Origin of the sequence: Flavobacterium sp. 9, assembly GCF_002754195.1 — a bacterium.
Taxonomy (GTDB): domain Bacteria; phylum Bacteroidota; class Bacteroidia; order Flavobacteriales; family Flavobacteriaceae; genus Flavobacterium.
This window is the reverse complement of record NZ_PEEU01000001.1, coordinates 2,926,019-2,951,599: the sequence shown is the minus strand read 5'-3', so window position 1 is coordinate 2,951,599 and position 25,581 is coordinate 2,926,019. Positions and strand designations below refer to the sequence as shown.

Below are 25,581 nucleotides of genomic sequence, written 5' to 3'. Positions count from 1 at the left end.
TCAAGTTTTAGGTTGTAAATCGCGACTAAACCTGAAACTTGAAACCTGAAACCTGAAACAAACAAAAAAAACTATGTTTAACAACTTCAAAATGTCGATGCTTTCATTGCGTGTTAGGATATTCCTTTCGATGATTGTATTGATTGTTGTGGCATCTTTTTTATTAGCTTCTATTTCGATTATTCAGTTTAAGAATGAAGCTAAAGAATATCATCAGGAACGTCTTGAACGAAAAGAAAATGCCGTAAAAGAACACATTAATTATGTGCTTTCGACAACAACATATCCTCTAAAAACGGCTAATTTGGATTTGATTTTTAAAGACAAAATCCACGAATTAGCACAGATTCACAAAATCGAAATCAATATATACAGCCTTGATGGAAAATTGCTAAAATCTTCTAAAGAATCCTTTGCGGTTGATAAAGTAGCGCCGCCAGTTCCGGATTATATTCTGAAATTAGTGCGTTCTTCAATCGAAAAACGTTTTGTAGATATTAAAACTATCGACGGAGTCAAAAACCGATCTTCTTATAGTTTGATAAAAGACGAGAAATTCAAACCACTCGGAATCTTAAATCTTCCATATCTGGAAGACGACGGTTATTATGATAATGAGTTGAATACTTTCCTGATTCGTCTTAGTCAGGTGTATTCTTTTATGTTGGTTGTGGCTTTTGCATTGGCATATTTTCTTTCGACATATATCACAAAATCACTAAAAACCATTTCAGACAGATTAGAAGAAACCAATCTGGATCAGAAAAACGAAAAAATCGTTTTGGAAGCTAATAGTAAAGAAGTAAACTTCCTGATAAAGGCTTATAACGGAATGGTGGATAAATTAGAAACCAGTGCTATAAAACTTGCCCAAAGTGAGCGTGAAGAAGCTTGGCGCGAAATGGCGAAACAAGTAGCGCACGAAATTAAAAACCCGCTTACGCCGATGAGGTTAACCGTGCAGAGTTTTCAGCGTAAGTTTGATCCAACGGCTCCGGATGTAAAACAGAAATTAAACGATTATTCCGAAACTTTAATTCAGCAAATTGATACGATGACCGCTGTTGCTTCGGCATTTTCGAATTTTGCCTCGATGCCGGCACAACAAAATGAAACCTTAAATGTGGTTGAAGTTGTGGAATTGGCTTTGGATATTTTCAACGAAGATTATATTGTTTTTGAAAGTGAAGAAGAAGAAATCATTTCAAAAATGGATCGTACCCAATTAATACGCGTAATTACCAATTTGGTTAAAAATGCAACACAGGCAATTCCGGAAAGTCAGTTTCATAAATCTATTTTAGTTACTGTAAAACGTAGGAATAATAATGTGGAAATTGCCGTAAAAGACAACGGAATTGGAATTCAAAAACAAGATATCAGCCGAATCTTCGAACCAAAATTCACCACAAAAACCAGTGGAATGGGGCTTGGACTCGGAATTATAAAAAACATCATAGAAAATTACAAAGGAACAATTACCTTTGAATCAACTTACGGAAAAGGAACTACGTTTAGAGTTTCTTTGCCTATCACAAACTCATAAAACCAACGTCATGAACTACGAAAATCTTTTAATCTCGATTGAAGAAAAAATTGCAACCGTAACAATTAATCGTCCTACAAAACTAAATGCTTTAAACAAAGCTACGATTAGCGACTTGAGTAAAGCAGTTAAATTATTAAGCAAAAATGATGATGTTCGTGTAATTATAATTACCGGAAGTGGCGAGAAAGCATTTGTGGCTGGAGCCGATATTTCAGAATTTGCCAATTATACAATTGTCGAAGGTGCACAATTAGCAGCAGAAGGACAAGAGTCACTTTTTGATTTTATAGAAAATTTAAAGAAACCTGTAATTGCTGCCGTAAATGGTTTTGCACTTGGCGGAGGATTAGAGTTGGCGATGGCTTGTCATTTTAGAGTAGCATCAGATAATGCCAAAATGGGATTGCCGGAAGTAACTTTAGGATTGATTCCGGGTTATGGAGGAACGCAGCGTTTGCCACAATTAGTAGGCAAAGGCCGTGCAATGGAAATGATTATGACAGCAGCGATGATTTCTGCCGAAGAAGCAAAACAATTTGGTCTTGTAAATCATGTTGTTCCTCAAGCGGAGCTTCTTGAATTTGCAAACGGAATTGCGCAAAAAATCATCAAAAATGCTCCTTTTGCTATTGGTAAAGCTATAAAAGCAATTAATGCTAATTATACAGACGGCAAAAACGGTTTTGATACCGAGATAAAATCATTCGGAAAATGCTTCGGAACACAAGATTTTAAAGAAGGGACAACAGCATTTCTAGAAAAACGTAAAGCTGAATTTACAGGAAAATAATATTCTCTAACCGCAAAGTTCACTAAGATTTACGCAAAGCACACAAAGAAAACTTAAGACAAAGCTTTGCGAACCTTTGCGTAAATCTTAGCGAACTTTGCGGTAAAATAACAATACAAGGATACGAAAGGCAAAAACTTAGAACCTTAGTATCTCAGAACCTTAGAACCTTAAAAAAATGTACGAACCAATATTTGCTCTTTTTTGCGAACGCGTTAAAGAAAGCATCAAAGCTGGAACTTTTGCCAAATTAACTCTGGCGAAAACCATGGGTGATACCGAGATCAAAAACATCTATTTCCGTTTGGCGATAAACGAAGATAATACCTATTCAATTGCATTAACAACGCGCTACAAAACGGAAGAAATCGAAAGTCTTCACAGTTTAGATGAAGCTTTATTGGTTTTAGGAACTTATATTAAAAACCCGTTTTTGACAGCACTTTTATTCACAACAGATAATGATGTGACTTTTAAAGTAAACAAAAAGAACGCTGGAAGTATTATTGAGCAAGAACCTACTTTCAAGCATGCTTCTCCGGTAATGTTAGAAATGATTGAGAAGGGAATTGTTTAGATAACTTTTATTAGATTTTGGAGCTAATCCCGCTATTCGTTCCAATCTTTTACTTTTTAAAGAAAAAAGTAAAAGGATTTCCACTTCTATCGGGGGCTAGAAACTAGTATTGATGATCTTTTTACATCATAAAATATTATGCCTCGATTTGTCAGGCTGAGCGAAGTCGAAGTCCATGTTTGCTGAATTCATTGTCATCAACGGATTAATCCCGAAGCTTCGGGACGTTGCTACAATATAGTTCGTTCCTCTGGAACTTTATAAAAATTTTCGTGAATCTCTGCGAAATAGTTTAAACAAGCTTGACAAACAAATTCGAAGCAATCTTATTCGAAATAGACAATTCACGTCCATCAACTTTAATTTTCACAGATAAATCAAAGGTTTCTCTGGACAAAAACTCAATATTAGAACCCAAAGCAATCTCTTGTTTGTCCAGATATTTCAGAAATTCTGATGAAGTATCTTTTACACCAACGCAAACCCCAATCTGATTTTCGATTAATTCAGAAAGTAAGTGTTTTTCGATCTTAACGATTCTTCCGTTAGCATCAGGAATAGGATCTCCATGCGGATCTTCGGTAGGATTTCCCAGAAAATCATCCAAACGATTAATCAATTGTTCTGATTTTATGTGTTCTAACTGTTCTGCGATATCGTGAACTTCATCCCAGGAGAAGTTTAATTTTTCTACAAGAAAAACTTCCCATAAACGATGTTTTCTAACAATCATTTTTGCAGCCAGTTTACCATTTTCCGTCAAAGAAACCCCTTGGTATTTTTTATAATTCACCAAATCTTTCTCTGACAGTTTTTTAAGCATATCCGTAACCGATGAAGCTTTTGTTTCCATCATTTCGGCAATAGCATTGGTACTTACTTCAGCATCGTTTGAAGCCGTTAGGTGATATATAGATTTAAGATAGTTTTCTTCTGAGAAAGTCATTTTTTTTGAGGTTCTAAGGTTCTGAGTTGCTAAGGTTCTAAGCTAGAAGTCTCGAAGGAAAAACCTCAGCAACTTAGTAACTCAGAACCTTAGTCCCTTTTATTTAACAATCAACAAAGGTATTGAAATTTTATGTCTCAATTTATCTACAGTTGTACCAAACAAAATATCTTTTAAACCAGTGTGACCGTGAGTTCCCATTACTAAAATGTCAAAGTTTCCCAGGTTGATAATCTTCGGAATCACGGTGTTGGGTTTTCCAAATCCAAGTTCAGTTTCGATCTTGAAGCCTTTTTGCGAAAGCATCTCTTTATATTCTAGTAATAATTTTTCGTCGATCGTCGTTTCATGATCGTCAACATTGCCGCCATACATCAATGCACCAACAGTTTCTACGATATGAATTAAGGTATATTGTGCGTCGATTCCGCCCAGTTCGAAGGCATTGTTAAGTGCAGCTTCATCGGCTTTAGAAAAGTCTACAGAAATCGCGATATTTTTCTTGTTGTAACTTTCTTTGGGAGTGTATTGCAGTTTGAGATGATGAGGTGAATGGTTTTCGATATTCGATTTTGCTCTTGCGATAAAAGGTTTTGCAATGATGTATAGTAACAAAGCAAGAAAACCAAAAGCAAGCGGAACCACCGTAAACCAAAGAATAGTTGGATTACTTGAGTTTTCTAACAAAGAAGAGATTTCGTCATAAACCAATTTAGCATTTAGAGAAACAATCATTGAAGCAATTATCCAGGCTGCGATTTGTGTAGTTCGCGAAATATGAAAACCTTTCATTTTGGTTTTATCGCTCACAAAATGTATCAACGGAATAATCGCAAAACCTAATTGTAAACTCAAAATTACCTGACTTAAAATCAAAAGCTTTCCTGTAACGCTTTCGCCATAAATTAAGATCACGATAACGGCGGGAACAATCGCAATTAATCGCGTTATAATACGACGAACCCAAGGCTGAATCCTTAAATTCAAATAACCTTCCATTACGATTTGTCCGGCTAAAGTTCCGGTTACGGTTGAGCTTTGTCCTGCGGCGATCAAAGCAACGGCAAATAAAACCGGTGCCCATTTGGTTCCTAATAAAGGTTCCAGAAATTTGTGCGCGTCCTGAATTTCGGCGACTTCAAACATTCCGTTTTTATAGAAAGTGGCTGCAGCCAAAATCAAAATAGCGGCGTTGACAAAGAACGCCAGATTCAAAGCGATTGTCGAATCTATAAAGTTATATTTCAGTGCTTGTTTAATTCCCGCAGGAGTTCTGTCGAATTTTCGGGTTTGCACCAAAGAAGAATGTAAATACAAATTGTGAGGCATTACCGTAGCACCAATAATTCCGATTGCGATGTATAAAGCCGCTGAACTTGGAATTGAAGGAACCAAACCATAAATAACTTTGTCCAATTCAGGTTCGGCAAATATCATTTCGAAAATAAAAGAAAACCCAATAATAGCGACCAATACAATAATAAAAGCTTCCATTTTTCGGATACCTTTATTAATCAGGAAGAGTAGAAGGAAAGTGTCTAAAACGGTAATCAAAACACCTTCGATAAGCGGAATATCAAAAAGTAGATTGATTCCAATTGCCATTCCCAGAACTTCGGCCAAATCACAAGCTGCGATGGCAATTTCTGCAAGGAAGTATAAAATATAGTTAATGAATTTCGAATAGGTTTCTCTTGATGCCTGCGCTAAATCCCGTTGCGTTACAATTCCGAGTCTTGCGCTCAAACTTTGAAGCAACAAAGCCATTAAGTTACTCATTAGCAAAACCCAAAGCAAGGAATACCCAAACTGACTACCTCCGGCAATGTCTGTCGCCCAGTTTCCCGGGTCCATATAACCTACGCTTACTAAATATGCCGGGCCTAAAAAGGCTAATATTTTTCTAAATCCTGTTTTTTTGTGCTGTGTTGCAACCGATTGATGAACTTCTTCTAAAGATTTGGTCATTGTAGAAATGTTGTTTTAACAAATGTATATAAAAATTACATTCGCTCAACAATATTTTTAGGCTTGTCTAAAACTTAAATGTTAGAATTGAAACATTTTGGGCATATTCCTGATAACGTAAAGTTTATATCATTGACCTTATAATTGTGCGGTAAGATATAACTCGGCTTCACATTTTCTAAGCAAGTTACCTCCAGACATTTTTCACAGCTAAAATGAGCATGATTATGTATGTGCACACGTTGGGCATTATGATGGCATTTTGCATACTTTACTGTTCCGTCAAGATTGACAATTTTATGCACAATATCGTCATTTACTAAGCGATCCAAGATTCTATAAGTAGTGACGCGATCGCATAAATCATTCAGTTCTTTTTGAATTTCTCTGTGAGACAGTGCGGTTTTAGATTTGCCAAAAATCTCTAAAACGGCCGTCTTTGCTGCGGTATTACGTGTTGTTTTCATTTTTATTAGAATTTAAAAATATTAACGCAACAATGTTGCAATTGATTTTTATGTGTATATTTGCAACAAAATTGCATTAAGCAAATATACAGAAAATGAAGAAAACCAGCACATCTCTTTACGATATTTTAGGAATCTCGAGCGCGACCGTTTGTTTGGTTCATTGTTTGGTTTTTCCGCTTTTGACAATTCTGCCTTTTGGCTTAAGTCACAATCCTTTTATCGATTTGGTTTTTGCGACGATTGGACTTTTTGCCATTTTTAAAATTATAACCAAATCAGATCTTTTGGTATCGAGTATTCTTGTCATTTCAATGTCTTTGATTTGGATTAGTGTTTTGAGTGAACTTTTTCTGGACATTCATCTTGATCTAATATTTATTGGCGGAATCGGGATGATCATTGGACATTTTTTGAATTATAGAAATCATAAATCTTCACAACAATGAAAAAATTACCTGTAACTGTATTAAGCGGATTTCTTGGTGCTGGCAAAACAACGCTGCTCAATCATATTTTGCACAACAAAGAAGGATTAAAAGTCGCTGTAATAGTCAATGACATGAGCGAGGTAAATATCGACGCGCAACTCATAAAAAACGAATACACTTTATCCCGAACCGAAGAAAAATTAGTCGAAATGACGAATGGCTGCATTTGCTGTACGTTGCGTGAAGACTTGATGCTTGAAGTGGAGAAACTCGCAAAGGAAAACAGGTTTGATTATTTGCTTATCGAAAGTTCCGGAATCAGCGAACCCATTCCGGTAGCGCAGACTTTCTCGTTTGTGAATGAAGACGGAAACATTGATTTGTCCAGGTTTAGTTATATCGATACGATGGTTACTGTTGTCGATAGTTTTAATTTCTTTAAAGATTTTGGCTCAGCCAAAACATTACAAGAACAAAATCTATCAGATATTGAGAACGACAACCGAACAATAGTCAATCTTTTAGTCGATCAGGTAGAGTTTGCGAATGTTATTATTTTGAATAAAACAGATTTAATCAGCGCAGAATCATTGCAAATGTTGAAAGCTTCAATCCAAAAACTGAATCCTGTAGCAACAATAATTACTTCGGTTTTAGGAAAAGTAAATCCAAGCGAAATTATAAATACAGGTTTATTCAATTATGAAGAAGCCGAGAATTCCGCAGGTTGGATTAGAGAATTGGAAGGTATTCATACGCCTGAAACAGAAGAATACGGAATAAATTCTTTTGTGTTTCGTGATCCAAGACCATTTCATCCCAATAGATTATGGAATTTCATTTCTTCAGATTTTCCGGCTAATGTTATTCGGAGCAAAGGATTATTGTGGATGGCATCACGACCGGAACAAGCGATTAACTGGAGTCAGGCTGGCGGATCGATGAAAGCTGAAGGAGCGGGAGTTTGGTGGGCAAGCATGCCATTAAGTGAACGAATGACTTTTAACAATTTTGTCGAGTTTCAGGATATTATAGAAGAACGATGGACTGTGGGTTTTGGCGATCGGCTCAATGAAATTGTTTTTATAGGTCAGAAAATAAACGAAACGGAAATCCTTGAAGCACTTAGAAAATGCCTTTGTACCGAAGATGAAATTGTAGATTATCATGATGGTTTCTTCCCAAACAAAGATCCATTTCCTATTCCAAGAACACATTAAAAGATAAAATTATGATAGACAATAATACATACGATGTTATAATCGTGGGCGGAAGTTACAGCGGACTTTCGGCAGCAATGAGTTTAGGTCGTTCATTGCGACAAGTTTTAGTTATTGACAGCGGTTTGCCTTGTAACAGACAAACGCCACATTCGCATAACTTCATCACGCATGATGGAGAAAAACCTGCTGTTATTTCGGCGAAAGCCAAATTACAAGTCGACTTATATAATACAGTTCAATTTTATAATGGTTTAGCCGTAAGCGCCGTTAAAACCGAAAATGGATTTGAAATTAAAACGGAATCGGGAAAATCCTTTACTTCTCGAAAATTATTGTTCGCAACCGGAGTAAAAGATTTACTTCCGGAAATTCCAGGTTTTGCTGAATGTTGGGGAATCTCGGTTTTACATTGTCCATATTGTCATGGTTATGAAGTCAAAACAGAGAAAACTGCAATTATTGCGAACGGCGAAATGGGATTTGAATTTGCCAAACTGATTTCTAATTGGACAAAAGATCTCAGCGTATTAACCAACGGAAAATCAACTTTATCTCCAGAAGAAACATTGATTTTGCAACAACATAATATTGATATTATCGAAGATGAAATTGATTCTTTTGAGCACGAAAACGGAAATATTAAGAATGTTGTCTTCAAAAATGAATCAAAAATTACAGTAAAAGCCATTTATGCCAGACCTCCTTTTGAACAACATTGTCATTTACCAGAAGGTTTAGGTTGTGAATTGACTGAACAAGGTTTGTTAAAAGTCGATGCGATGCAAAAAACAAATACTGCCGGAATCTATGCGAGCGGAGATTGTACAACTCAAATGCGTTCTGTGGCAATTGCGGTTTCTACAGGATCTTTTGCCGGAGCGGTAATTAATAAAGAACTAATTGATGAAGATTTTTAAAATCAAACTTCTTTTATAGACTTTTTTGCATAGCCCCTAGCTTTAGCTAGGGGAAATAATATTGAATTAAAAAAGGGCTTTAGCCAAACTTATAAGATTTGGCTAAAGCCCCTTTCGATGCTGTTCAAAAACATTGAAGCCTTATTTTAATTTGCTTAAATAGAAATATAACATATTGAAGTGAATTGAGTTATAAATTTCTAAATCTAAAATCATTATTTGTCAAATTTAATTTTTAGATTTGTCTAAATTTAATTTTATAACAATGAAAAAACTATTTTTGATATTGCTTTTGTTTTGTTTACATTTTTTATCCGCGCAGGAAACCACTTCTGTGTCTGGTTTTATATCTGGTGAAGGGCAGAAATTGCAACTTGTAAACGTTCATTTAATTGGAACAAAACACAAAACGGTTACGGATAGTTTAGGATATTATAAATTGGAAAATGTTGCTGTTGGAAATTATACGATTCAGATTTCTCAAATGGGTTTTCAGACTTTAAAAAAGAAAATCGAAGTTGTGAAAGATCCTGTTATATCGTATGATTTTGAATTAACCGATAATGAAAATCAACTTAACGAAGTCGTAGTTTCGGGAACTTTAAAACCTGTAAAAAGATTAGAAAGCGCTGTTCCGGTTGAAGTTTATTCGCCGGTTTTCTTTAAGAAAAATCCAACTCCAAGTATTTATGAAGCGCTCCAAAATATTAATGGCGTTCGTCCGCAACTTAATTGTGGGGTTTGTAATACGGGAGATATTCATATTAATGGTTTGGAAGGTCCGTATACTTTGGTTTTAATAGACGGAATGCCAATTGTGAGCAGTCTTTCGACGGTTTATGGTTTATCCGGAATTCCGAATTCTTTGGTTGAAAGAATAGAAATCGTAAAAGGTCCGGCGTCTTCTTTATACGGAAGTGAAGCTGTTGGAGGTTTGATTAATATTATTACTAAGAATCCAACGAATGCTCCATTATTTTCAGCCGATGTTTTTTCGACAACTTATCTGGAAACGAATGTTGATTTAGGAATGAAATTTAATCCAACCAAAAAATCGACAACACTTTTAGGAATCAATTACTTTGATTACAATCAGGTTATTGATAAAGACAAAGACAATTTTACGGATGTTACGCTTTCTCAGCGAATTTCGGTTTTTAATAAATGGAGTTTTTTACGAAATGATAATCGTCTTTTTACGATCGCTGCCCGCGGAATGTATGAAGATCGCTGGGGCGGAGATGTACGTTGGGAGAAAAAGTATCGCGGAGGAGATGAGATTTATGGAGAAAGTATTTATACCAAAAGGGGAGAATTGATTGGAAGTTATCAATTGCCTTTTGAAGAAAAACTGATGCTTTCCTTCTCCGGAAATGTACATTATCAGGATAGTCGTTACGGAACGACATCGTTTATTGCAAACCAGAAGATTGGTTTTTTGCAATTGACTTGGGATAAGAAAATAGGTCGAAATGATTTCCTTGCGGGAATTGCCAATCGTTATTCGTATTATGACGATAATACTACTGCTACAAAGGAAGCAGAGAGTACTTGGTTGCCGGGAATTTTTGTGCAGGATGAAATTACACTTTCACCTAAAAGTCAGGTTTTATTAGGAATGCGATACGATTACAACTCCATTCATGGTTCAATTTATACGCCGAGAGTTGCATATCGATGGAAGAAAAACGAAAACACTATTTTTAGATTCAACGCAGGAACTGGATTTCGCGTTGTGAATTTATTTACCGAAGATCACGCGGCCTTAACAGGTTCGAGAGATGTTGTGTTGAAAAGCGATCTGAAACCTGAACAATCCATTAATGCAAATCTTAATTATATTCAGAAAATAAACTTTGGAAACGGAACTTTTATCGGAATTGAAACGACTGCTTTTTATACGCGATTTAGTAATAAAATCATTTCAGATTATGCAACAGATCCCAATAAAATCATTTACGATAACATAAACGGATATGCAATAAGTCAGGGAATCAGCACGAATATTGATGTAAATTTCCCAACAGGATTAAAAATGATTTTGGGCGCGACAGTTTTAGATAATAAAAATGTAGAAAACGGAGTTTCGGAAAGACCTTTTTTAACAGAGAATTTCACGGCAACCTGGAGCGTTTCGTACAAAATAGATTCCTTAAATTTATTGTTAGATTACACCGGAAATGTTTACAGTCCGATGAACTTGCCTTTGTTGAGCGAATACGATCCAAGAAGTCCGAAATCGCCTTGGTATAGTATTCAGAATATTCAATTTACGTATTATGGATGGAAGAATTTTGAACTTTATGGCGGAATCAAAAACCTTTTGAATTTTACACCAAAACAGAATAACCCGTTTTTGATTTCAAGAACAAATGATCCTTTTGATAAAAATGTACAAACTTCAGACGGAACTGCTGTTGGTATTCATGGCAAAGTAGTTCCACAAGGTCAAATCGTGGACACAGTTGATAATCCGTATGGTTTAACTTTTGACACGACTTATGTTTATGGACAAAATCAAACTATTCGCGGATTTTTTGGGTTGAGATATACTTTGAGGTAAATTTTTAAACACATAGAAACATAGCTTTCATCGCTTTTAAAAGGCGTTTCACTTTACATTAATGCACATAGCTATGTGTGAAAGCTAGCTTTTTAAAATAATCTTAATCAGTTTAATAAAAATCTATGTTTCTATGTGTTTAAAATAATAACATTCCTAAAATCAAAATGAAAAAGCTAATACTATTTATAATCTTCTTCGGTATAACCTCAATAGGATTCTGTCAATTAAAAAGCAGAACTTTTGAGGAAGTAGATAGTTTGCAGCAAATTCAAAAGCGAAAAATAATCGTTTTCATCCATACAGATTGGTGTCAGTTTTGCCAAAGAATGAAAAGCACCACTTTTAAAAATCAGGAAATTATTGGTAAACTGAATTCCGAGTTTTATTTCATTGATTTAAATGCTGAAGAAAAACGAGATATTACGTTCAATAATCAGGTTTTTAAATTTCAGCCTTCGGGGAATAATGTTGGCGTTCATGAACTGGCTTTGCAATTAGGAACGATGAATAATCAAATTGTTTATCCGGTTTTATGTGTTTTGAATGAGAAAAAAGAAATTATTCTGCAGTACAACAACTATTTAAGTCCAAAGGATTTTAACCTTCTTTTAGAAAAATTGAAAGAATAAAATTTCTTATTTTTGAAGATGACTTCCTCGCAAATAAAACATTTCAACTACATTTTTACCGGATCAGGTTTATCTGCTTTGATGACTGTTTATAAAATGACATTGTCCGGAAAATTTTCAGACAAAGCTATTTTGCTTTTAGATCAGGATTCAAAAAAAACAAATGACAGAACTTGGTGTTTTTGGGCAAAAGAAGAAACAATTTGGGATTCTATTATTTTCAAAAAGTGGGATTCGGCTTTATTTGCCAATGAAAACTTTAAACGTGATTTGGCGTTAAAACCTTATCAGTACAATCAAATTCGGGGTTTAGATTTTTATAATTTTGTTTTTGAAACGCTTTCGAAACATTCGAATATTACTTTTCTAAATGAAAAAGTAACGGACATCAACGAACTCGAAACGCATGTTTTTGTTGGAACTGAAGAAAACAGATATACTTGTGATTCGTTATTCAATAGTATTTATACAAAGGCTTTCGCCGAAAATCAAATCAAATATCCGGTTTTGCAGCAGCATTTTACAGGTTGGTTTGTAAAAAGTGAATCTGAAATCTTCAATCCGGAACAAGCCACTTTTATGGATTTTTCGGTTGAACAAAAAGGGAATACAAGATTTATGTATGTTTTGCCTGTTTCGAAAACCGAAGCTTTGGTTGAATATACTTTGTTTTCTGAAAAACTACTTCCAAAAGAAGAATACGAAAATGAGATTCAGCTTTATTTGAAGAAACTCGGAACAAAGAATTTTGAAATTATCGAAAAGGAGCAGGGAAGTATTCCAATGACATCTTATCCTTTTTGGAAGAAAAACACCAAAAGAGTTTTAAATATTGGAACTGCCGGCGGATGGACAAAAGCAAGTACGGGTTTTACGTTTAGAAATTCTGATAAAAAATCATCTGAATTGGTCGCGTTTCTCTGTGCTCCTTCTTCCGAAGCTTCGGAATCGCTGAGAATGACATCGTTTCATAAGAAAAACCGATTTTGGTTTTATGATTTATTGCTTTTGGATATTCTGTATCGCCATAATGAATTGGGAAGTGCTATTTTTTCTTCTTTGTTTAGAAAAGGAAATCCGGCTTTGATTTTTAAGTTTTTGGATGAAGAAACTAGTTTAGTACAGGATTTTCAGGTGATTTTAAAATGTCCTAAAATGCCATTTATTATAGCTTTGTTTCGGGTTGCATTTAAATGACATCTGTATTTATCTGTTTAAATCGGTATAATCTGCGTGCAATTTATCTCTTCGTTTCCATTACTATTTTAATAATTCTTATATCGTAAAAAGTAGTGGATACCTTAGAATATGAAGATTCATTCCAATAAGATGTCTTATTCTTTTGCTTTAAGAACCTTTTGAGGTCATTGAAAACTTGTTTTGACATTTAGCTTTGCCGCACAGATTTACTGTAATCGTTTTTTTACGATAATGAACAAATTGGCAAGTTAATGGGAATTACAAAACACTTAAATTTTGATTTATAAACAAAAGCAATCGGCAAAATTTGCAAAGCTCTTGGACATCCAACACGAATTGAAATTATGACGCTTTTATGGAAAAGAAACAATAGAACTTGTGGTGAAATTGTTGAATTAATTCCGTTAGCACAATCGACGATATCAAAACATTTGTTAGAATTAAAAAAAGCAAATTTGGTAAATATCGAAAATATTGGAAAGAAAACTATTTACTCTGTTGAGGTTGAGAATATTCAGATGCTTAAAAAATATTTGAGCAGTTATCTTTCAACTATGGAAATTCCGGAAAAAAGTAAGTCAACGGTTTCAGCAACAAGACACAAATTAATAGGTAGAAAAAATCATTTGAAACAACATAATTATGAGTTTCCCGACAGAAGGGTAAAAGTGGCACTTTAGTAATTCAAGATTCGCGATAAAATAAATAATGAAGAGAGAATATTTGATCGGATTTTATAACATTTAGGTTGATTTGTAATCTATTATCGTACTATAACAAAACTTTATACTTGAAATTAAGTAGTTGCGAGTAAACTTTGTAACTTTGCATTTCAAAAGTAAAATTTAAAAATAAGAAATATGTATCCAGAAGAAATGGTAAAACCAATGCAAGCTGAATTAACAGCTGCAGGTTTTCAAGATTTACATAGTGCTGACGCTGTAGATAATGCTATCAAAGCTGAAGGTACCACTCTAGTTGTTGTAAACTCTGTTTGTGGTTGTGCTGCAAGAAATGCACGTCCGGGAGCAAAAATGAGTTTAGAAGGAGCTAAAAAACCAGATCACTTAATTACTGTTTTTGCTGGTGTTGACAAAGAAGCTGTTGATGCTGCAAGACAACATATGTTTCCTTTTCCTCCATCTTCGCCATCTATGGCTTTATTCAAAAACGGAGAATTGGTTCACATGTTAGAACGTCACCACATCGAAGGTCGCCCAGCTGAATTAATCGCTGAGAACTTGCAAGATGCGTTTAATGAGTTTTGCTAATTAAGGGACTAAGGTTCTGAGTTACTAAGGCTCTAAGTTTTTAGGTTCAAAGTAGCAAAGGTACAGAGGTACAAAGATTTAAATAAAAAAGCATCAGCCGCGGCTGATGCTTTTTTGTTTTTTATCGAGTCCTATTTTAAAAGCTTAGAGCCTTAGTAACTCAGAACCTTAGTGCCTTTTTTAAAAAAAACTAATTCCATCCTCCGCCAAGCGCTTTGTACAATTGGATCATTGAGGATAATTGTTTTTGTGTTAAATTAGAAAGACTAAGTTGCGCTTCGAATAGTGATCTTTGTGCATCAAGAACTTCCAGATACGAAACGTAACCATTGTAATATCTGGCATTTGATAAATCATAATTCGTTTGTGCCGCTATGACTTGTCTGTTTCTTGCAGCCCATTCTTCTTTGTACATCGCAACATTTTGAAGCGAATTTTCAACTTCAGAAATAGCTGTTAAATAGGTTTTTTGAAAGTTCAGTTTGCGTTCTTCGGCAATTTGGCGGTTCACTTCGACACGGCGTTTGTTTTTTCCGAAATTGAAGATTGGGCCGGTAACTCCCGCACCTACATTTTGTAAATACGAGGCATCATTAAATAAATCGGCAACCATAACACTTGTAAAACCAGCTAAAGCGGCAATATTAAAAGATGGATATCGCATGGCTTGTGCAACACCAATTCTTTCGTTTGCAGAACGGTACAAAAGTTCAGTGGCTTTTACGTCAGGTCGGTTTTCGAGCAAAGCAGATGGAATTGAAGTTGGAAAAGTAGTGAGAATCAACAATTCACTATTGGTTTTTCCTCTTTCGATAGGCTGCGGAACTTGTCCGATTAAAATAGAAATCGAATTTTCAAGTGCTGTAATTTGTCTTTTAATTGCAGGAATGTTGGCTTCGGCAATTGCGACTTGTTGTTCGATTTGAACTTTGTCTAATTCAGCAACATAACCACTTTTAAAACGTTCGTTTATAATATCATAAGCTTTTTGTCTCGTTTCTAAAGTATGAATGGTTATTTCTAATTGATTATCAAAATCACGTAACTCAAAATACGAAATTGCAATATTGCTGACGATATCTGAAAGTACCACTTTTCGAGCTTCATCAGAAGCCAAAAGATCATTTAGAAAAGCTTTCTTCTGATGACGGTATTTTCCCCAAAAGTCCAATTCCCAGGACATGTTTGCAAAAGCAGAATTAGGCATTGCAAACGTTTCGGCACTATTTACTTGTCCTGAATATTGAAAAGAAGGATATAAGTCGGCTTTAGCTATTCCGAGATTGGCTCTGGCTTGCTCTAATCGTGCAATGGCGATCTTTAAATCGAAGTTGTTTTGAAGCCCTTTTTCGATTAATCCAATTAAAACAGGATCATTAAAAATTGTTGACCATTTTATGGTTCGCACCGTATTTGTTGTGTCCGTAGTATGATCACCATGCAAGAAAGTTTCCGGTTTAGGTTGTTCGGGTTGTTTGTATTTTGGTCCAACCATACATCCATAAGGAAAAACGGCCATCAAAAGTACTGCTACTATTAATTTTAGATTTTTCATGGTTCTTCCTTTTTAGGTTCATCAATTTCTTTTGAAGGTTTCTTTCCAAAAGTTTCAATAAATACAAATAACACCGGAATCAAACAGACTCCTAAAATCGTAGCGACGAGCATACCGCTAAAAACGGTCATTCCCATTACTTTTCTGGCTTGAGCTCCTGCTCCTGTTGCGGTTAACAAAGGGACAACTCCCAAAATAAATGCAAAGGCTGTCATTAGAATTGGTCGGAAACGAAGTTTGGCTGCGTATAAAGCTGCTTCTTTTACCGGCATTCCTTTTTCATATTCTTCTTTGGCAAATTCGACAATCAAAATGGCATTTTTTGCCGCGAGTCCAATAAGCATAACGAGCCCAATTTGGGCAAAGACATTATTAACATAATCCGGACTAAAAAAGCGACAGATATATAATCCTAAAAATGCACCAAAAACGGCAAAAGGAGTTCCCAGAAGTACGCTAAATGGCAATTTCCAACTTTCGTATTGTGCTGCTAAAATCAGGAATACAAAAACAAGTGCCATGATGAATACTGTATTTCCTTTTCCTTCGGCTTGTTTTTCCTGATAACTCATATTCGCCCATTCATAACTCATCGCTGCTGGCAAGGTTTTTTGAGCGGTTTCTTCTAAAGCTGTCATTGCTTGCGCGGAAGTAAATCCGGGCGCGGGCGTTCCTCCAATTTCCGCGGCCCTATACAAATTAAAACGGGTTGTAAATTCGGGTCCGCTTTCTTTTCGAATGGTTGCAATACTCGAAATCGGAATCATTTTGTTGCTTTTACTTCGAACAAAAATCTTATTTATGTCTTCGGGATTTACTGTAAAACTTGGATCTGCCTGGAGCAATACAATATATTGACGCCCAAATTTGTTGAACTCATTAATATATTGACCTCCTAAACTGGCACCAATTGCGAGATTGACATCTGAAAGAGAAAGTCCAAGTTCTGTAACTTTTTCCCGATCAACATCGAGACTAATTTGCGGTACATTTGGATTAAAGGTTGTTCGGATGGTTCCAATTTCTGGTCGTTTCTTAGCTTCGGCCATAAATCGTTGTGAGTTTTCAAAGAGATATTGAGGCGTATTTCCTTCCTTATCCTGAAGCATCATTGAGAATCCCGCGGCATTACCAATTCCGGTAATTGGCGGTGGACCAAAAGCAAAGACGGTTGCTTCGGGAATTCCAAAAACTACTTTTCCATTTACTTCTTTTAGAATCTGAAAGACGTCTTGTTTGCGTTCTTTCCATTCTTTCAAGGCGACGAAAAAGAATCCGTTATTAGTTGCAACCGAGTTTTTGATTAAACTAAATCCGGCGACAGAAGTGTAATATTCGACACCATCATTTTTGGATAAAATATGCTCGATTTTCTGAATCACTTTATTGGTTCTTTCTAAGGATGAAGCGCCGGGTAATTCAATATTCACAAACATATATCCTTGATCTTCTTCAGGAACGAATCCACCCGGAATTTTTCCTCCCAAAAGAATAATGGCTCCAATCAGAATTCCGATGAAAATAAAACTTCGCGCCATTTTCTTGATTAGAAAACCTGAAAAACCGGTGTATTTATCTGTAAAAGATGAAAATTTTCGATTGAAAGCGGCAAAGAATTTTCCAAGCCAGCCTTTTGCTTCCTGATTAGGTTTTAGTAATAAAGAACATAAAGCGGGACTTAAAGTTAAGGCGCTTAGCGCGGAAAATATTACCGAAATCGCAATTGTAATGGCAAATTGCTGATAGAGTCGTCCAGTAATTCCGGGTGTTAATGCAACGGGAATAAATACTGCGGTTAGTACAATTGCGATTGCAATTACGGGACCTGAAACTTCTTTCATCGCTTGATTTGTAGCGTCTTTTGGAGACATTCCTTGTTCGATATGATGCATTACGGCCTCGACGACGACAATTGCATCATCGACCACAATACCAATCGCGAGTACTAATCCTAAAAGGGAAAGCACGTTTACTGAGAATCCTAATAATGGGAAAAGCATGAAAACTCCAACCAAGGAAACAGGTACGGTTACTAGCGGAATCAGTGTTGCACGCCAGTTTTGCAAAAAGATAAAAACTACTATAATTACCAATATAATAGCTTCGACAAGTGTGTGCATGATTTCATTAATTCCTTCAGAAATGGCGAGGGTTGTGTCTAATGAAACTCGATATTTTAAATCCTGTGGAAAACGTTTGCTTAATTGTTCGATTGTTTTTTTGACATTGGCAGCAACTTCTAAAGCATTAGAACCCGGCATTTGTTTAATTCCAATTGTTCCCGCGGGACTTCCGTTTAGTCTGGCGACTGAAGCATAACTTTCAGTTCCTAAAGTCACGGTTCCAACATCTTTTAAGCGGACTTGCTGATTGTTGATGTTTGATTTTAGAATGATATTTTCAAAATCTTCAGGATTTACTAAACGGTCTTTTAGCGTTACGTTATAAGTAAATTCATTGTTGTCTGTTGCTGGCGGTGCTCCAAATTTTCCTCCTGGTGAAATCGCATTTTGTTCTTTAATCGCCTGAATAATATCGGGAACTGTCAGATTGTATTTGGACATGATATCGGGCTTGACCCAAATTCTCATTGCATAACTACTTCCTCCGTAGAGTGTAACTTCTCCAACACCTTTAATACGCGCCAATGCATCTACAATATTGATATTGGCATAATTAGTTAAAAAGTTATTGTCAAATGTTTTTTCGGGAGAGAACAACGAGATAATAAGCAAAGGCATCGAAAGCGACTTTTTGGTCGTAACTCCTGTTGTTTTTACATCGTTTGGGAGTTTGTTGGTCGCTTCATTTACTCTGTTTTGGGTAAGCATTGTTGCGATATCCAAATCAGTTCCCATGTCAAATGTAATGTTCAGAGTCATACTTCCATCTCCGGTATTGGTCGATTGCATGTAAAGCATGTTTTCAACTCCGTTTACTTTTTGTTCAATTGGTGTGGCAACGGCTTGCTCTACATTTAAGGCATTTGCACCTCTATAACTAGTTGAAACTTGTACTAAAGGTGGTGCAATTTCAGGATATTGCGCTATGGGAGTTCCAAGGATTGAAAGCCCTCCAATAATAACGATAAATATGGATAGTACGATGGCGACTATCGGTCTTCTTACAAAAAAATTATCCATAATTTAGTCGTTTTGAGATGATGCAATCTGTTTTTTGTCGGCCACATAAGGAACTGGGGCAACAGTTGATCCGGGCTGAATAAACTGATTACCAATTATTGCTACTCTTTCATTAGGTTTTAGTCCTTTTGTAATGATCCAGTCAACACCAGTTTTTTGACCTACTTCCACCATTCGGGTTTGAATAGTGTTTTTATCATCGATTACAGAAACCTGAAATAGTCCCTGAATTTCAGTAACTGCTTTTTGAGGGATTACGATTGCATCTTTTGCTGTGCGAATCAAAACGCGAACTTTTCCGAATTGTCCTGAACGCAAAGTCCCGTCAGGATTTGGAAATTGTGCTTCAATAGTTACGGTTCCTGTTGTAGGATCTATTTTAGTATCAGAAAAGTTCAGAGTTCCTTTTTCGGGATGAATGCTTCCGTCTGATAATATTAGCTGAAGATCAGTGATTTTTTCGCCTTGTTTAGTGCTTTTCTGGTATTTAAGATAATCAGATTCACTAACTGTAAATTGTACTCTTACTTTGTCAAGTTTCGAAACCATATTCAATCTTGAGGCATTGCCCAGTTTGGTAATGTAATCTCCTAATCTGGCATTCGAAAGTCCGATAACACCATCGATTGGAGATTTAATGTTGCAATAACCTCGTTCTATTTCTTGATTTTTTAAGCTTGCCTGCATACTGGCATAATTAGATCTTGCGGCTTTGTCTTTTGCAACTGCCGCGTCTAATTCTCGCTTACTTACGGCATTCATATCGGCAAGTGGACGAATTCTTTTTAATTCTTCGTTAGCATTTACCAAGCTACTTTGTGCAACAGCAACCTGTCCGCGAGCTTGTTCGACTTTAGTTTCATATTCTAACGGATCAATTGTATAGAGTAATTGACCTTTTTTAACTTTTTGACCTTCTTTAAAATATAACCCGGTCAATATTCCGTCTACTCGAGCAATTAATTCAATGTCTAATTCGCCAAAAGTTTGTCCGGCAAAATCTTTATAAATTGGGACATCTTCACTTTTTACTGTGACAAAAGGTGCCTGCATGGGCGGTGGCGCTTTCGGTTGTTCTTTTTTGCAAGAAATAAACAAGAGTAGAAAAAGGAGAATTGGGAAGATTGGTTTTGGTAGTTTTAAAGCATTCATAAGTATAAATGTTAAAATTGTTAACATAAATATACTAAATTTTTAGTAACGCTCTGATAAACAGTAGTGTTTTTTTAATTGCGAAGGTTTTTAGACTAAAAGAGGTCATTTTATTGAATGAGTTACGAGTGGAAATTCTTAAATTTTTGAACATATCTTATGTTGTTTAATTTTTGGCTTTTAGTTGGTTTTGAAATTGCAAAGAAAAGCTTACCTTTGCGCCCGAATTCACTAGGAAAATAGAATTCATTACATAATTATTTCTCAACTTAAATTAGTTTATAGCATGCAACTGTACAACACTTTAAGCGCAGAAGAGAGAGCCATCATTATCGATGATGCCGGTAAACAACGACTAACGTTGTCTTTCTATGCGTATGCCAAAATTCAAGATCCCAAAAAATTTCGCGATGATTTATTTTTAGCCTGGAATAAGCTCGATGCTTTAGGCCGAATTTATGTTGCCAATGAAGGAATTAATGCTCAAATGAGTATTCCTGAAGAAAATTTGGAGGCTTTTAGAGCAACTCTGGAAGTTTATGATTTCATGAAAGGTATACGTTTGAATGAAGCGGTAGAACATGATGATCATTCCTTTTTAAAATTAACTATTAAAGTTCGTCATAAAATTGTTGCTGACGGTTTAAACGATGAAACTTTTGATGTTACTGATATTGGCGTTCACTTGAAAGCCAAAGAATTCAATGAAATCCTTGATGATCCAAATACTATTGTGGTAGATTTTAGAAATCACTACGAAAGTGAAGTTGGACATTTTAAAGGTGCAATTACTCCAGATGTAGAAACTTTTAGAGAGAGTTTGCCTATAATCAACGATCAGCTTCAAAATCATAAGGAAGATAAAAATCTTGTAATGTATTGTACAGGTGGAATTCGTTGTGAAAAAGCGAGTGCTTATTTTAAACATCAGGGTTTTAAAAATGTTTTTCAGTTAGAAGGCGGAATCATTAATTACGCCAAACAAATTGAAGCTGAAGGTTTAGAAAGTAAATTCATTGGAAAAAACTTCGTATTTGATAATCGCCTTGGCGAAAGAATTACTGAAGATATTATTTCGCAATGTCACCAATGCGGAAAACCTTGCGATAATCACACGAATTGTGAAAACGACGGATGTCATTTGTTGTTCATTCAATGTGATGATTGTAAAGCTGCTATGGAAAACTGTTGTTCTACAGAATGTCTTGACATTATTCATATGCCGTTGGTTGATCAGGTAAGATTAAGAATCGGAAAACAAGTTGGAAATAAAGTTTTTAGAAAAGGAAAGTCTGAAAATCTAAAATTCAAACATTCAGGCGAATTACCGAATAATTCTTTGGCTACAGCCGAAAAACAAGCGGATATTCGTCAAAAGATAAAAGTAAAAAAAGTACTTCTTGGTAAAGCAGAACATTATTATGTAAAAGCACAAGTTGGTCTTTTTACTATTGAAAATCACGACTTGAATACTGGCGATAAAATCTTAATTTCCGGACCAACTACCGGTAATCAGGAATTGGTTTTAGAAAAAATGATCGTCAACGAAGTTGAAGCTTTAACGGCTAAGATTGGTGATAAAGTTACTTTTGAAGTTCCTTTTCGTATTCGTTTGTCAGATAAGTTGTATAAAATTGTAAATTAGCTGAAATTTTAAGCTAATTTACATGTCGCATTCTTTTACCAAATTATGGATGGACTTGCAACAAAAAGTCGGACAAATTTTCTAAGACCTATGCTACACTTTCTATTTTATAAAATTCTAGTTCCATTTCTTTAGGTGTTTTATATCCCAAAGAAGAATGCAGACGTTTTCTATTATACCATACTTCTATATATTCAAAGACTGCTAATTTAGCTTCTTCAATGGTTGTGAATTTATGCTGATAGATAAGTTCTGCTTTAAGGGTCTTGAAAAAACTTTCAGCTACAGCATTATCCCAACAATTAGCTTTTCTACTCATACTTTGAGTGATTAAAGTATTTTTATTAATCAATTTTCTGAATTCTATCGAAGCATATTGTATTCCTCTATCTGAATGAAAAAGTAAAGATTCTGTTATTTCTCTTTTTGATACTGCCATTTTCCAAGCTGGAATAATCGTTTGATCGGTATACATTCGTGTGCTTAATGACCATCCTATAACCTGCCTGTCATATAAATCAATAATAGTAGTAAGATATAACCAGCCGGCAGCTGTTCTTATATAGGTTATATCAGACACCCAAACCTCATTAAGTGATTTTGGTGTAAAATTTCTATTGAGATGATTACTGCACACTGGATATCGATGATTAGAATCTGTGGTTACTTTAAAGCGTCTTTTAAGTTTACTTCTCCAGCCATTAAGAAGCATCAATTTAGCAACTTTCCTTTTGGATATTTTATATCCTTTTCTTTTTAGCTGTTCCGCTATTCTGGGACTTCCGTAAGTTTGACTGCTTAGATCAAAAACTTCTTTTATTAAATCTGTAAATAGACTATTTTCTATAAATCTATTAGAAGGACCGCCACTGAACCATCTATAATAACTACTTCGGCTTACTTTTAAAACGCTGCACATCTTTTCAATAGGATATAAATGTTTATAGCTGACTATAAATTGGTAGATTTCCCATCGCTCTTGGAAAAGATGTGAACGGCCTTTTTTAATATCTCAAGCTCTAATTCTTTTTCTTTAAGGGCTTTTCGTAATTGTTTTACTTCTAAAGAATCTATCTCTGTCTTTTTAGAAATAATTGGTTGTAGATTAGTAAATGTTTTTTGAGAAGACCTCCATTTATAAATACGCTCTACCTGGACGCCTAGTTCATCTGCTAATTCTTTGATGTTTTCTCGCTCGTAACTTAATCGTACTGCTGATGATTTAAACTCAGCACTGTAAACTCGTTTTTTCATAATTCTAAGATATTTATTTTTATTTAAACAGTCTTAAAATTTATGTCCCAGTAAATGTAGCAACTCCAAAAAATAAAAGAATGAAAGAGTAAACAAAAAGAAGTTTCTTATAAGTAGTATTTTGCATGATAAAATGATTTAGAAACAAATGACTCTTGGGCTTTTAAGAGGTATTCTGTTAGAAAGTAATCGTTACTTATTCTACAATTGTTAGATCAAGTAAAATCTCTGATTTTTTTAAGTTGCAAAATTCCTCCATTTAGAGAAAGACGGTTAATGGTAAAAGTCAAAAGAGTGTTAGAATAAGCCAATTTTAAGTAAATGATAGAATTGCTTATGCTTAAAAATGAGGTGTTTACCCATTTAACATAGCTTTAGAATAATCGATAAAAAGCAAACTAAAAAAAATACTATCTTTACCGATCAAACGTTTATGAACTTAAGTTGCTTTTTTGCAACACTACATATATAATTATGGCATGTACAAGTTGTTCAACCTCAGATGGTGGCGCACCAAAAGGTTGTAAAAATAATGGGACTTGCGGCACCGATAGCTGCAATAAATTGACGGTTTTTGACTGGCTCGCAAATATGAGTCCGTCTAATGGAGAGGCTATTTTTGACTGCGTTGAAGTACGTTTTAAAAACGGACGTAAAGAATTCTTTAGAAATTCAGAAAAATTAACTTTAAGTATTGGTGATATTGTAGCAACTGTTGCATCACCAGGACATGATATTGGTATTGTTACTCTGACAGGCGAATTGGTTAAAATTCAAATGAAGAAAAAAGGCGTAAATCACGAAAGTAATGAAGTGCCAAAAATCTACCGAAAAGCATCTCAAAAAGATATTGATATTTGGTCTGTAGCGCGTGATCGCGAAGAACCGATGAAAGTTAGAGCCCGAGAATTGGCAATTCAGCATAAATTGGAAATGAAAATTTCTGATATTGAATTTCAGGGAGACGGATCGAAAGCTACGTTTTACTATACGGCAAATGACAGAGTCGATTTTAGACTTTTGATTAAAGATTTTGCCAAAGAATTCAGTACCAGAGTTGAGATGAAACAAGTTGGTTTCCGTCAGGAAGCAGCTCGTTTAGGTGGAATTGGTTCTTGCGGAAGAGAACTTTGCTGTTCAACATGGCTTACTGATTTTAGAAGTGTAAATACATCCGCAGCAAGATATCAGCAGCTTTCATTAAATCCACAAAAATTAGCCGGACAATGCGGAAAATTAAAGTGTTGCTTAAACTATGAGCTTGATACTTACATGGATGCATTGAAGGACTTTCCGGATTATGACACTAAATTGGTGACCGAAAAAGGAGATGCAATTTGTCAAAAACAAGATATTTTTAAAGGATTAATGTGGTTTGCCTACACGAATAATTTTGCAAACTGGCATGTTTTGAAAATTGATCAGGTAAAAGAAATTATTGCTGAAAATAAGTTGAAAAACAAAGTTTCTTCATTAGAAGATTTTGCTGTTGAAATTACTTCAGAGCCTGAAAAAGACTTTAATAATGCAATGGGTCAGGAAAGTTTAACCCGTTTTGATCAGCCAAAAAGAAAGAAAAAACCAAATCGCAAACGCAAACCAAATGTGGAGGCAGAAGTGGTGGCTGCACCAAAGAAACCACAACCGAATCCAAATCAGAATCAAAACAAGCCTGGAGGTGGAGTAGGAAATGGAAATCCAAATCCAAACAAAGGAAATAAACCGAATAATAATAAGCCAAATCAATCGAATAAACCTAAAAATTCGAATGAGAATAAACTGGCTGAACCTAGAAAACCTATAATTATTACTAAAAATGAGAATAAAAAATAGCGGGATTCTTCTTTTGGTAGCGATACTTCTTTTTTCTTGTGATAAAAAAAGAGTATTCGATCAGTACAAATCTGTTGGAAGTGCATGGCACAAAGACAGCGTTGTAACCTTTGATTTACCAGTTTTGGATTCTACAAAAAAATACAATTTATTTGTAAATTTGAGAGAGAATAACAATTATCCGTTCAATAATTTGTTTTTAATTGTTGCTATAGAAACGCCGAGTGGTTTCACCAAAGTCGATACTTTAGAATATCAAATGGCAAATCCTGATGGAACTTTGCTTGGAAATGGTTTTACGGACATAAAAGAAAGTAAACTGTTTTATAAAGAAGATGTAAAGTTTAGAGGGAAATACAAAGTACATATAAAACAAGCTGTTAGAGAATCAGGAAAAATTCCTGGAGTTCAGGCTTTAGATGGTATTACAGACGTAGGTTTTAGAATAGAACAAAAAGATTAGAA

The 25,581-nt window shown here is 35.1% G+C and carries 22 protein-coding genes; 14 read left to right on the top strand and 8 right to left on the bottom strand.

Annotated features, from left to right (window positions below; genetic code table 11):
* Window positions 1-130 precede the first annotated feature (130 nt).
* From CLU81_RS12095 to CLU81_RS12085, 3 genes are all read left to right on the top strand, one after another.
* A complete protein-coding gene (locus tag CLU81_RS12095; protein WP_099710046.1) occupies window positions 131-1,546 on the top strand; it encodes an ATP-binding protein in 1,416 nt (471 codons plus the stop codon).
* A gap of 10 nt (window positions 1,547-1,556) precedes the next feature.
* Window positions 1,557-2,339, top strand: a complete 783-nt coding sequence (locus CLU81_RS12090; protein ID WP_099710045.1) for an enoyl-CoA hydratase/isomerase family protein — start codon at window positions 1,557-1,559, stop codon at window positions 2,337-2,339.
* 178 nt (window positions 2,340-2,517) lie between these two features.
* The gene (locus CLU81_RS12085) at window positions 2,518-2,916 is read left to right on the top strand and encodes a hypothetical protein (RefSeq protein ID WP_099710044.1); all 399 of its coding nucleotides are present in this window, start codon (window positions 2,518-2,520) and stop codon (window positions 2,914-2,916) included.
* A gap of 292 nt (window positions 2,917-3,208) precedes the next feature.
* Here the strand turns inward: CLU81_RS12085 and CLU81_RS12080 are convergent, their stop codons facing one another.
* From CLU81_RS12080 to CLU81_RS12070, 3 genes are all read right to left on the bottom strand, one after another.
* Complete coding sequence (locus tag CLU81_RS12080) at window positions 3,209-3,862, bottom strand: metal-dependent transcriptional regulator (protein WP_099710043.1); 654 nt, start codon at window positions 3,860-3,862, stop codon at window positions 3,209-3,211.
* A gap of 99 nt (window positions 3,863-3,961) precedes the next feature.
* Window positions 3,962-5,830: an Nramp family divalent metal transporter gene (locus CLU81_RS12075; RefSeq protein ID WP_099710042.1), complete on the bottom strand. Its 1,869-nt coding sequence runs from the start codon at window positions 5,828-5,830 to the stop codon at window positions 3,962-3,964.
* Window positions 5,831-5,904: 74 nt separating this feature from the next.
* Window positions 5,905-6,297: a Fur family transcriptional regulator gene (locus tag CLU81_RS12070; RefSeq protein WP_099710041.1), complete on the bottom strand. Its 393-nt coding sequence runs from the start codon at window positions 6,295-6,297 to the stop codon at window positions 5,905-5,907.
* 95 nt (window positions 6,298-6,392) lie between these two features.
* Between CLU81_RS12070 and CLU81_RS12065 the strand changes: the two genes are divergently transcribed.
* The 8 genes from CLU81_RS12065 to CLU81_RS12030 all read left to right on the top strand — a co-directional run bounded on the left by CLU81_RS12065 (window position 6,393) and on the right by CLU81_RS12030 (window position 14,534).
* Entirely contained in the window at window positions 6,393-6,746 is a 354-nt protein-coding gene (locus tag CLU81_RS12065) for a MerC family mercury resistance protein (RefSeq protein ID WP_099710040.1), read from the top strand.
* Window positions 6,743-7,948 (top strand): GTP-binding protein, encoded by a 1,206-nt coding sequence (locus tag CLU81_RS12060; RefSeq protein WP_099710039.1) that lies wholly within the window; start codon window positions 6,743-6,745, stop codon window positions 7,946-7,948. The genes CLU81_RS12065 and CLU81_RS12060 overlap by 4 nt, the downstream gene beginning before the upstream one ends.
* An 11-nt stretch (window positions 7,949-7,959) precedes the next feature.
* A complete protein-coding gene (locus CLU81_RS12055) occupies window positions 7,960-8,868 on the top strand; it encodes an NAD(P)/FAD-dependent oxidoreductase (protein ID WP_099710038.1) in 909 nt (302 codons plus the stop codon).
* A 265-nt stretch (window positions 8,869-9,133) separates the two neighbouring features.
* A complete protein-coding gene (locus tag CLU81_RS12050; protein WP_099710037.1) occupies window positions 9,134-11,431 on the top strand; it encodes a TonB-dependent receptor in 2,298 nt (765 codons plus the stop codon).
* A gap of 167 nt (window positions 11,432-11,598) precedes the next feature.
* Window positions 11,599-12,063: a thioredoxin fold domain-containing protein gene (locus CLU81_RS12045; RefSeq protein WP_099710036.1), complete on the top strand. Its 465-nt coding sequence runs from the start codon at window positions 11,599-11,601 to the stop codon at window positions 12,061-12,063.
* 18 nt (window positions 12,064-12,081) lie between these two features.
* Window positions 12,082-13,260, top strand: coding sequence for a lycopene cyclase family protein (locus tag CLU81_RS12040; protein WP_099710035.1), 1,179 nt, complete (start codon window positions 12,082-12,084; stop codon window positions 13,258-13,260).
* A 299-nt stretch (window positions 13,261-13,559) separates the two neighbouring features.
* Window positions 13,560-13,943 (top strand): ArsR/SmtB family transcription factor, encoded by a 384-nt coding sequence (locus CLU81_RS12035; protein ID WP_369804816.1) that lies wholly within the window; start codon window positions 13,560-13,562, stop codon window positions 13,941-13,943.
* A 180-nt stretch (window positions 13,944-14,123) separates the two neighbouring features.
* Window positions 14,124-14,534, top strand: coding sequence for a BrxA/BrxB family bacilliredoxin (locus CLU81_RS12030; protein WP_026982321.1), 411 nt, complete (start codon window positions 14,124-14,126; stop codon window positions 14,532-14,534).
* Window positions 14,535-14,724: 190 nt separating this feature from the next.
* Here the strand turns inward: CLU81_RS12030 and CLU81_RS12025 are convergent, their stop codons facing one another.
* The 3 genes from CLU81_RS12025 to CLU81_RS12015 are packed head-to-tail and all read right to left on the bottom strand — an operon-like array spanning window position 14,725 to window position 20,411.
* On the bottom strand, window positions 14,725-16,089 hold the full coding sequence (locus CLU81_RS12025) for a TolC family protein (RefSeq protein WP_099710033.1): 1,365 nt from the start codon (window positions 16,087-16,089) through the stop codon (window positions 14,725-14,727).
* The gene (locus tag CLU81_RS12020) at window positions 16,086-19,232 is read right to left on the bottom strand and encodes an efflux RND transporter permease subunit (protein ID WP_099710032.1); all 3,147 of its coding nucleotides are present in this window, start codon (window positions 19,230-19,232) and stop codon (window positions 16,086-16,088) included. The genes CLU81_RS12025 and CLU81_RS12020 overlap by 4 nt, the downstream gene beginning before the upstream one ends.
* 3 nt (window positions 19,233-19,235) lie before the next feature.
* Complete coding sequence (locus CLU81_RS12015) at window positions 19,236-20,411, bottom strand: efflux RND transporter periplasmic adaptor subunit (protein ID WP_099710031.1); 1,176 nt, start codon at window positions 20,409-20,411, stop codon at window positions 19,236-19,238.
* A gap of 259 nt (window positions 20,412-20,670) precedes the next feature.
* On the opposite strand from CLU81_RS12015, the gene CLU81_RS12010 reads away from it, so the two are divergent.
* Entirely contained in the window at window positions 20,671-22,029 is a 1,359-nt protein-coding gene (locus CLU81_RS12010) for a rhodanese-related sulfurtransferase (RefSeq protein WP_099710030.1), read from the top strand.
* An 88-nt stretch (window positions 22,030-22,117) separates the two neighbouring features.
* Here the strand turns inward: CLU81_RS12010 and CLU81_RS12005 are convergent, their stop codons facing one another.
* Window positions 22,118-22,984: an IS3 family transposase gene (locus tag CLU81_RS12005; protein WP_233209776.1), complete on the bottom strand. Its 867-nt coding sequence runs from the start codon at window positions 22,982-22,984 to the stop codon at window positions 22,118-22,120.
* On the bottom strand, window positions 22,981-23,283 hold the full coding sequence (locus tag CLU81_RS12000) for a transposase (RefSeq protein ID WP_099707978.1): 303 nt from the start codon (window positions 23,281-23,283) through the stop codon (window positions 22,981-22,983). The genes CLU81_RS12005 and CLU81_RS12000 overlap by 4 nt, the downstream gene beginning before the upstream one ends.
* A gap of 474 nt (window positions 23,284-23,757) precedes the next feature.
* On the opposite strand from CLU81_RS12000, the gene CLU81_RS11995 reads away from it, so the two are divergent.
* Both CLU81_RS11995 and CLU81_RS11990 read left to right on the top strand, forming a co-directional pair.
* On the top strand, window positions 23,758-25,116 hold the full coding sequence (locus CLU81_RS11995; protein WP_099710029.1) for a regulatory iron-sulfur-containing complex subunit RicT: 1,359 nt from the start codon (window positions 23,758-23,760) through the stop codon (window positions 25,114-25,116).
* Window positions 25,100-25,579 (top strand): gliding motility lipoprotein GldH, encoded by a 480-nt coding sequence (locus tag CLU81_RS11990; RefSeq protein WP_099710028.1) that lies wholly within the window; start codon window positions 25,100-25,102, stop codon window positions 25,577-25,579. The genes CLU81_RS11995 and CLU81_RS11990 overlap by 17 nt, the downstream gene beginning before the upstream one ends.
* The last annotated feature ends 2 nt before the right edge of the window (window positions 25,580-25,581 follow it).

Bases quoted from the DNA above. Each gene is read 5' to 3' on its own strand.
- CLU81_RS12095 (WP_099710046.1), top strand. From the start codon at position 131: ATGATTGTATTGATTGTTGTGGCATCTTTTTTATTAGCTTCTATTTCG.
- CLU81_RS12090 (WP_099710045.1), top strand. From the start codon at position 1,557: ATGAACTACGAAAATCTTTTAATCTCGATTGAAGAAAAAATTGCAACC.
- CLU81_RS12085 (WP_099710044.1), top strand. From the start codon at position 2,518: ATGTACGAACCAATATTTGCTCTTTTTTGCGAACGCGTTAAAGAAAGC.
- CLU81_RS12080 (WP_099710043.1), bottom strand. From the start codon at position 3,862: ATGACTTTCTCAGAAGAAAACTATCTTAAATCTATATATCACCTAACG.
- CLU81_RS12075 (WP_099710042.1), bottom strand. From the start codon at position 5,830: ATGACCAAATCTTTAGAAGAAGTTCATCAATCGGTTGCAACACAGCAC.
- CLU81_RS12070 (WP_099710041.1), bottom strand. From the start codon at position 6,297: ATGAAAACAACACGTAATACCGCAGCAAAGACGGCCGTTTTAGAGATT.
- CLU81_RS12065 (WP_099710040.1), top strand. From the start codon at position 6,393: ATGAAGAAAACCAGCACATCTCTTTACGATATTTTAGGAATCTCGAGC.
- CLU81_RS12060 (WP_099710039.1), top strand. From the start codon at position 6,743: ATGAAAAAATTACCTGTAACTGTATTAAGCGGATTTCTTGGTGCTGGC.
- CLU81_RS12055 (WP_099710038.1), top strand. From the start codon at position 7,960: ATGATAGACAATAATACATACGATGTTATAATCGTGGGCGGAAGTTAC.
- CLU81_RS12050 (WP_099710037.1), top strand. From the start codon at position 9,134: ATGAAAAAACTATTTTTGATATTGCTTTTGTTTTGTTTACATTTTTTA.
- CLU81_RS12045 (WP_099710036.1), top strand. From the start codon at position 11,599: ATGAAAAAGCTAATACTATTTATAATCTTCTTCGGTATAACCTCAATA.
- CLU81_RS12040 (WP_099710035.1), top strand. From the start codon at position 12,082: ATGACTTCCTCGCAAATAAAACATTTCAACTACATTTTTACCGGATCA.
- CLU81_RS12030 (WP_026982321.1), top strand. From the start codon at position 14,124: ATGTATCCAGAAGAAATGGTAAAACCAATGCAAGCTGAATTAACAGCT.
- CLU81_RS12025 (WP_099710033.1), bottom strand. From the start codon at position 16,089: ATGAAAAATCTAAAATTAATAGTAGCAGTACTTTTGATGGCCGTTTTT.
- CLU81_RS12020 (WP_099710032.1), bottom strand. From the start codon at position 19,232: ATGGATAATTTTTTTGTAAGAAGACCGATAGTCGCCATCGTACTATCC.
- CLU81_RS12015 (WP_099710031.1), bottom strand. From the start codon at position 20,411: ATGTTAACAATTTTAACATTTATACTTATGAATGCTTTAAAACTACCA.
- CLU81_RS12010 (WP_099710030.1), top strand. From the start codon at position 20,671: ATGCAACTGTACAACACTTTAAGCGCAGAAGAGAGAGCCATCATTATC.
- CLU81_RS12000 (WP_099707978.1), bottom strand. From the start codon at position 23,283: ATGAAAAAACGAGTTTACAGTGCTGAGTTTAAATCATCAGCAGTACGA.
- CLU81_RS11995 (WP_099710029.1), top strand. From the start codon at position 23,758: ATGGCATGTACAAGTTGTTCAACCTCAGATGGTGGCGCACCAAAAGGT.
- CLU81_RS11990 (WP_099710028.1), top strand. From the start codon at position 25,100: ATGAGAATAAAAAATAGCGGGATTCTTCTTTTGGTAGCGATACTTCTT.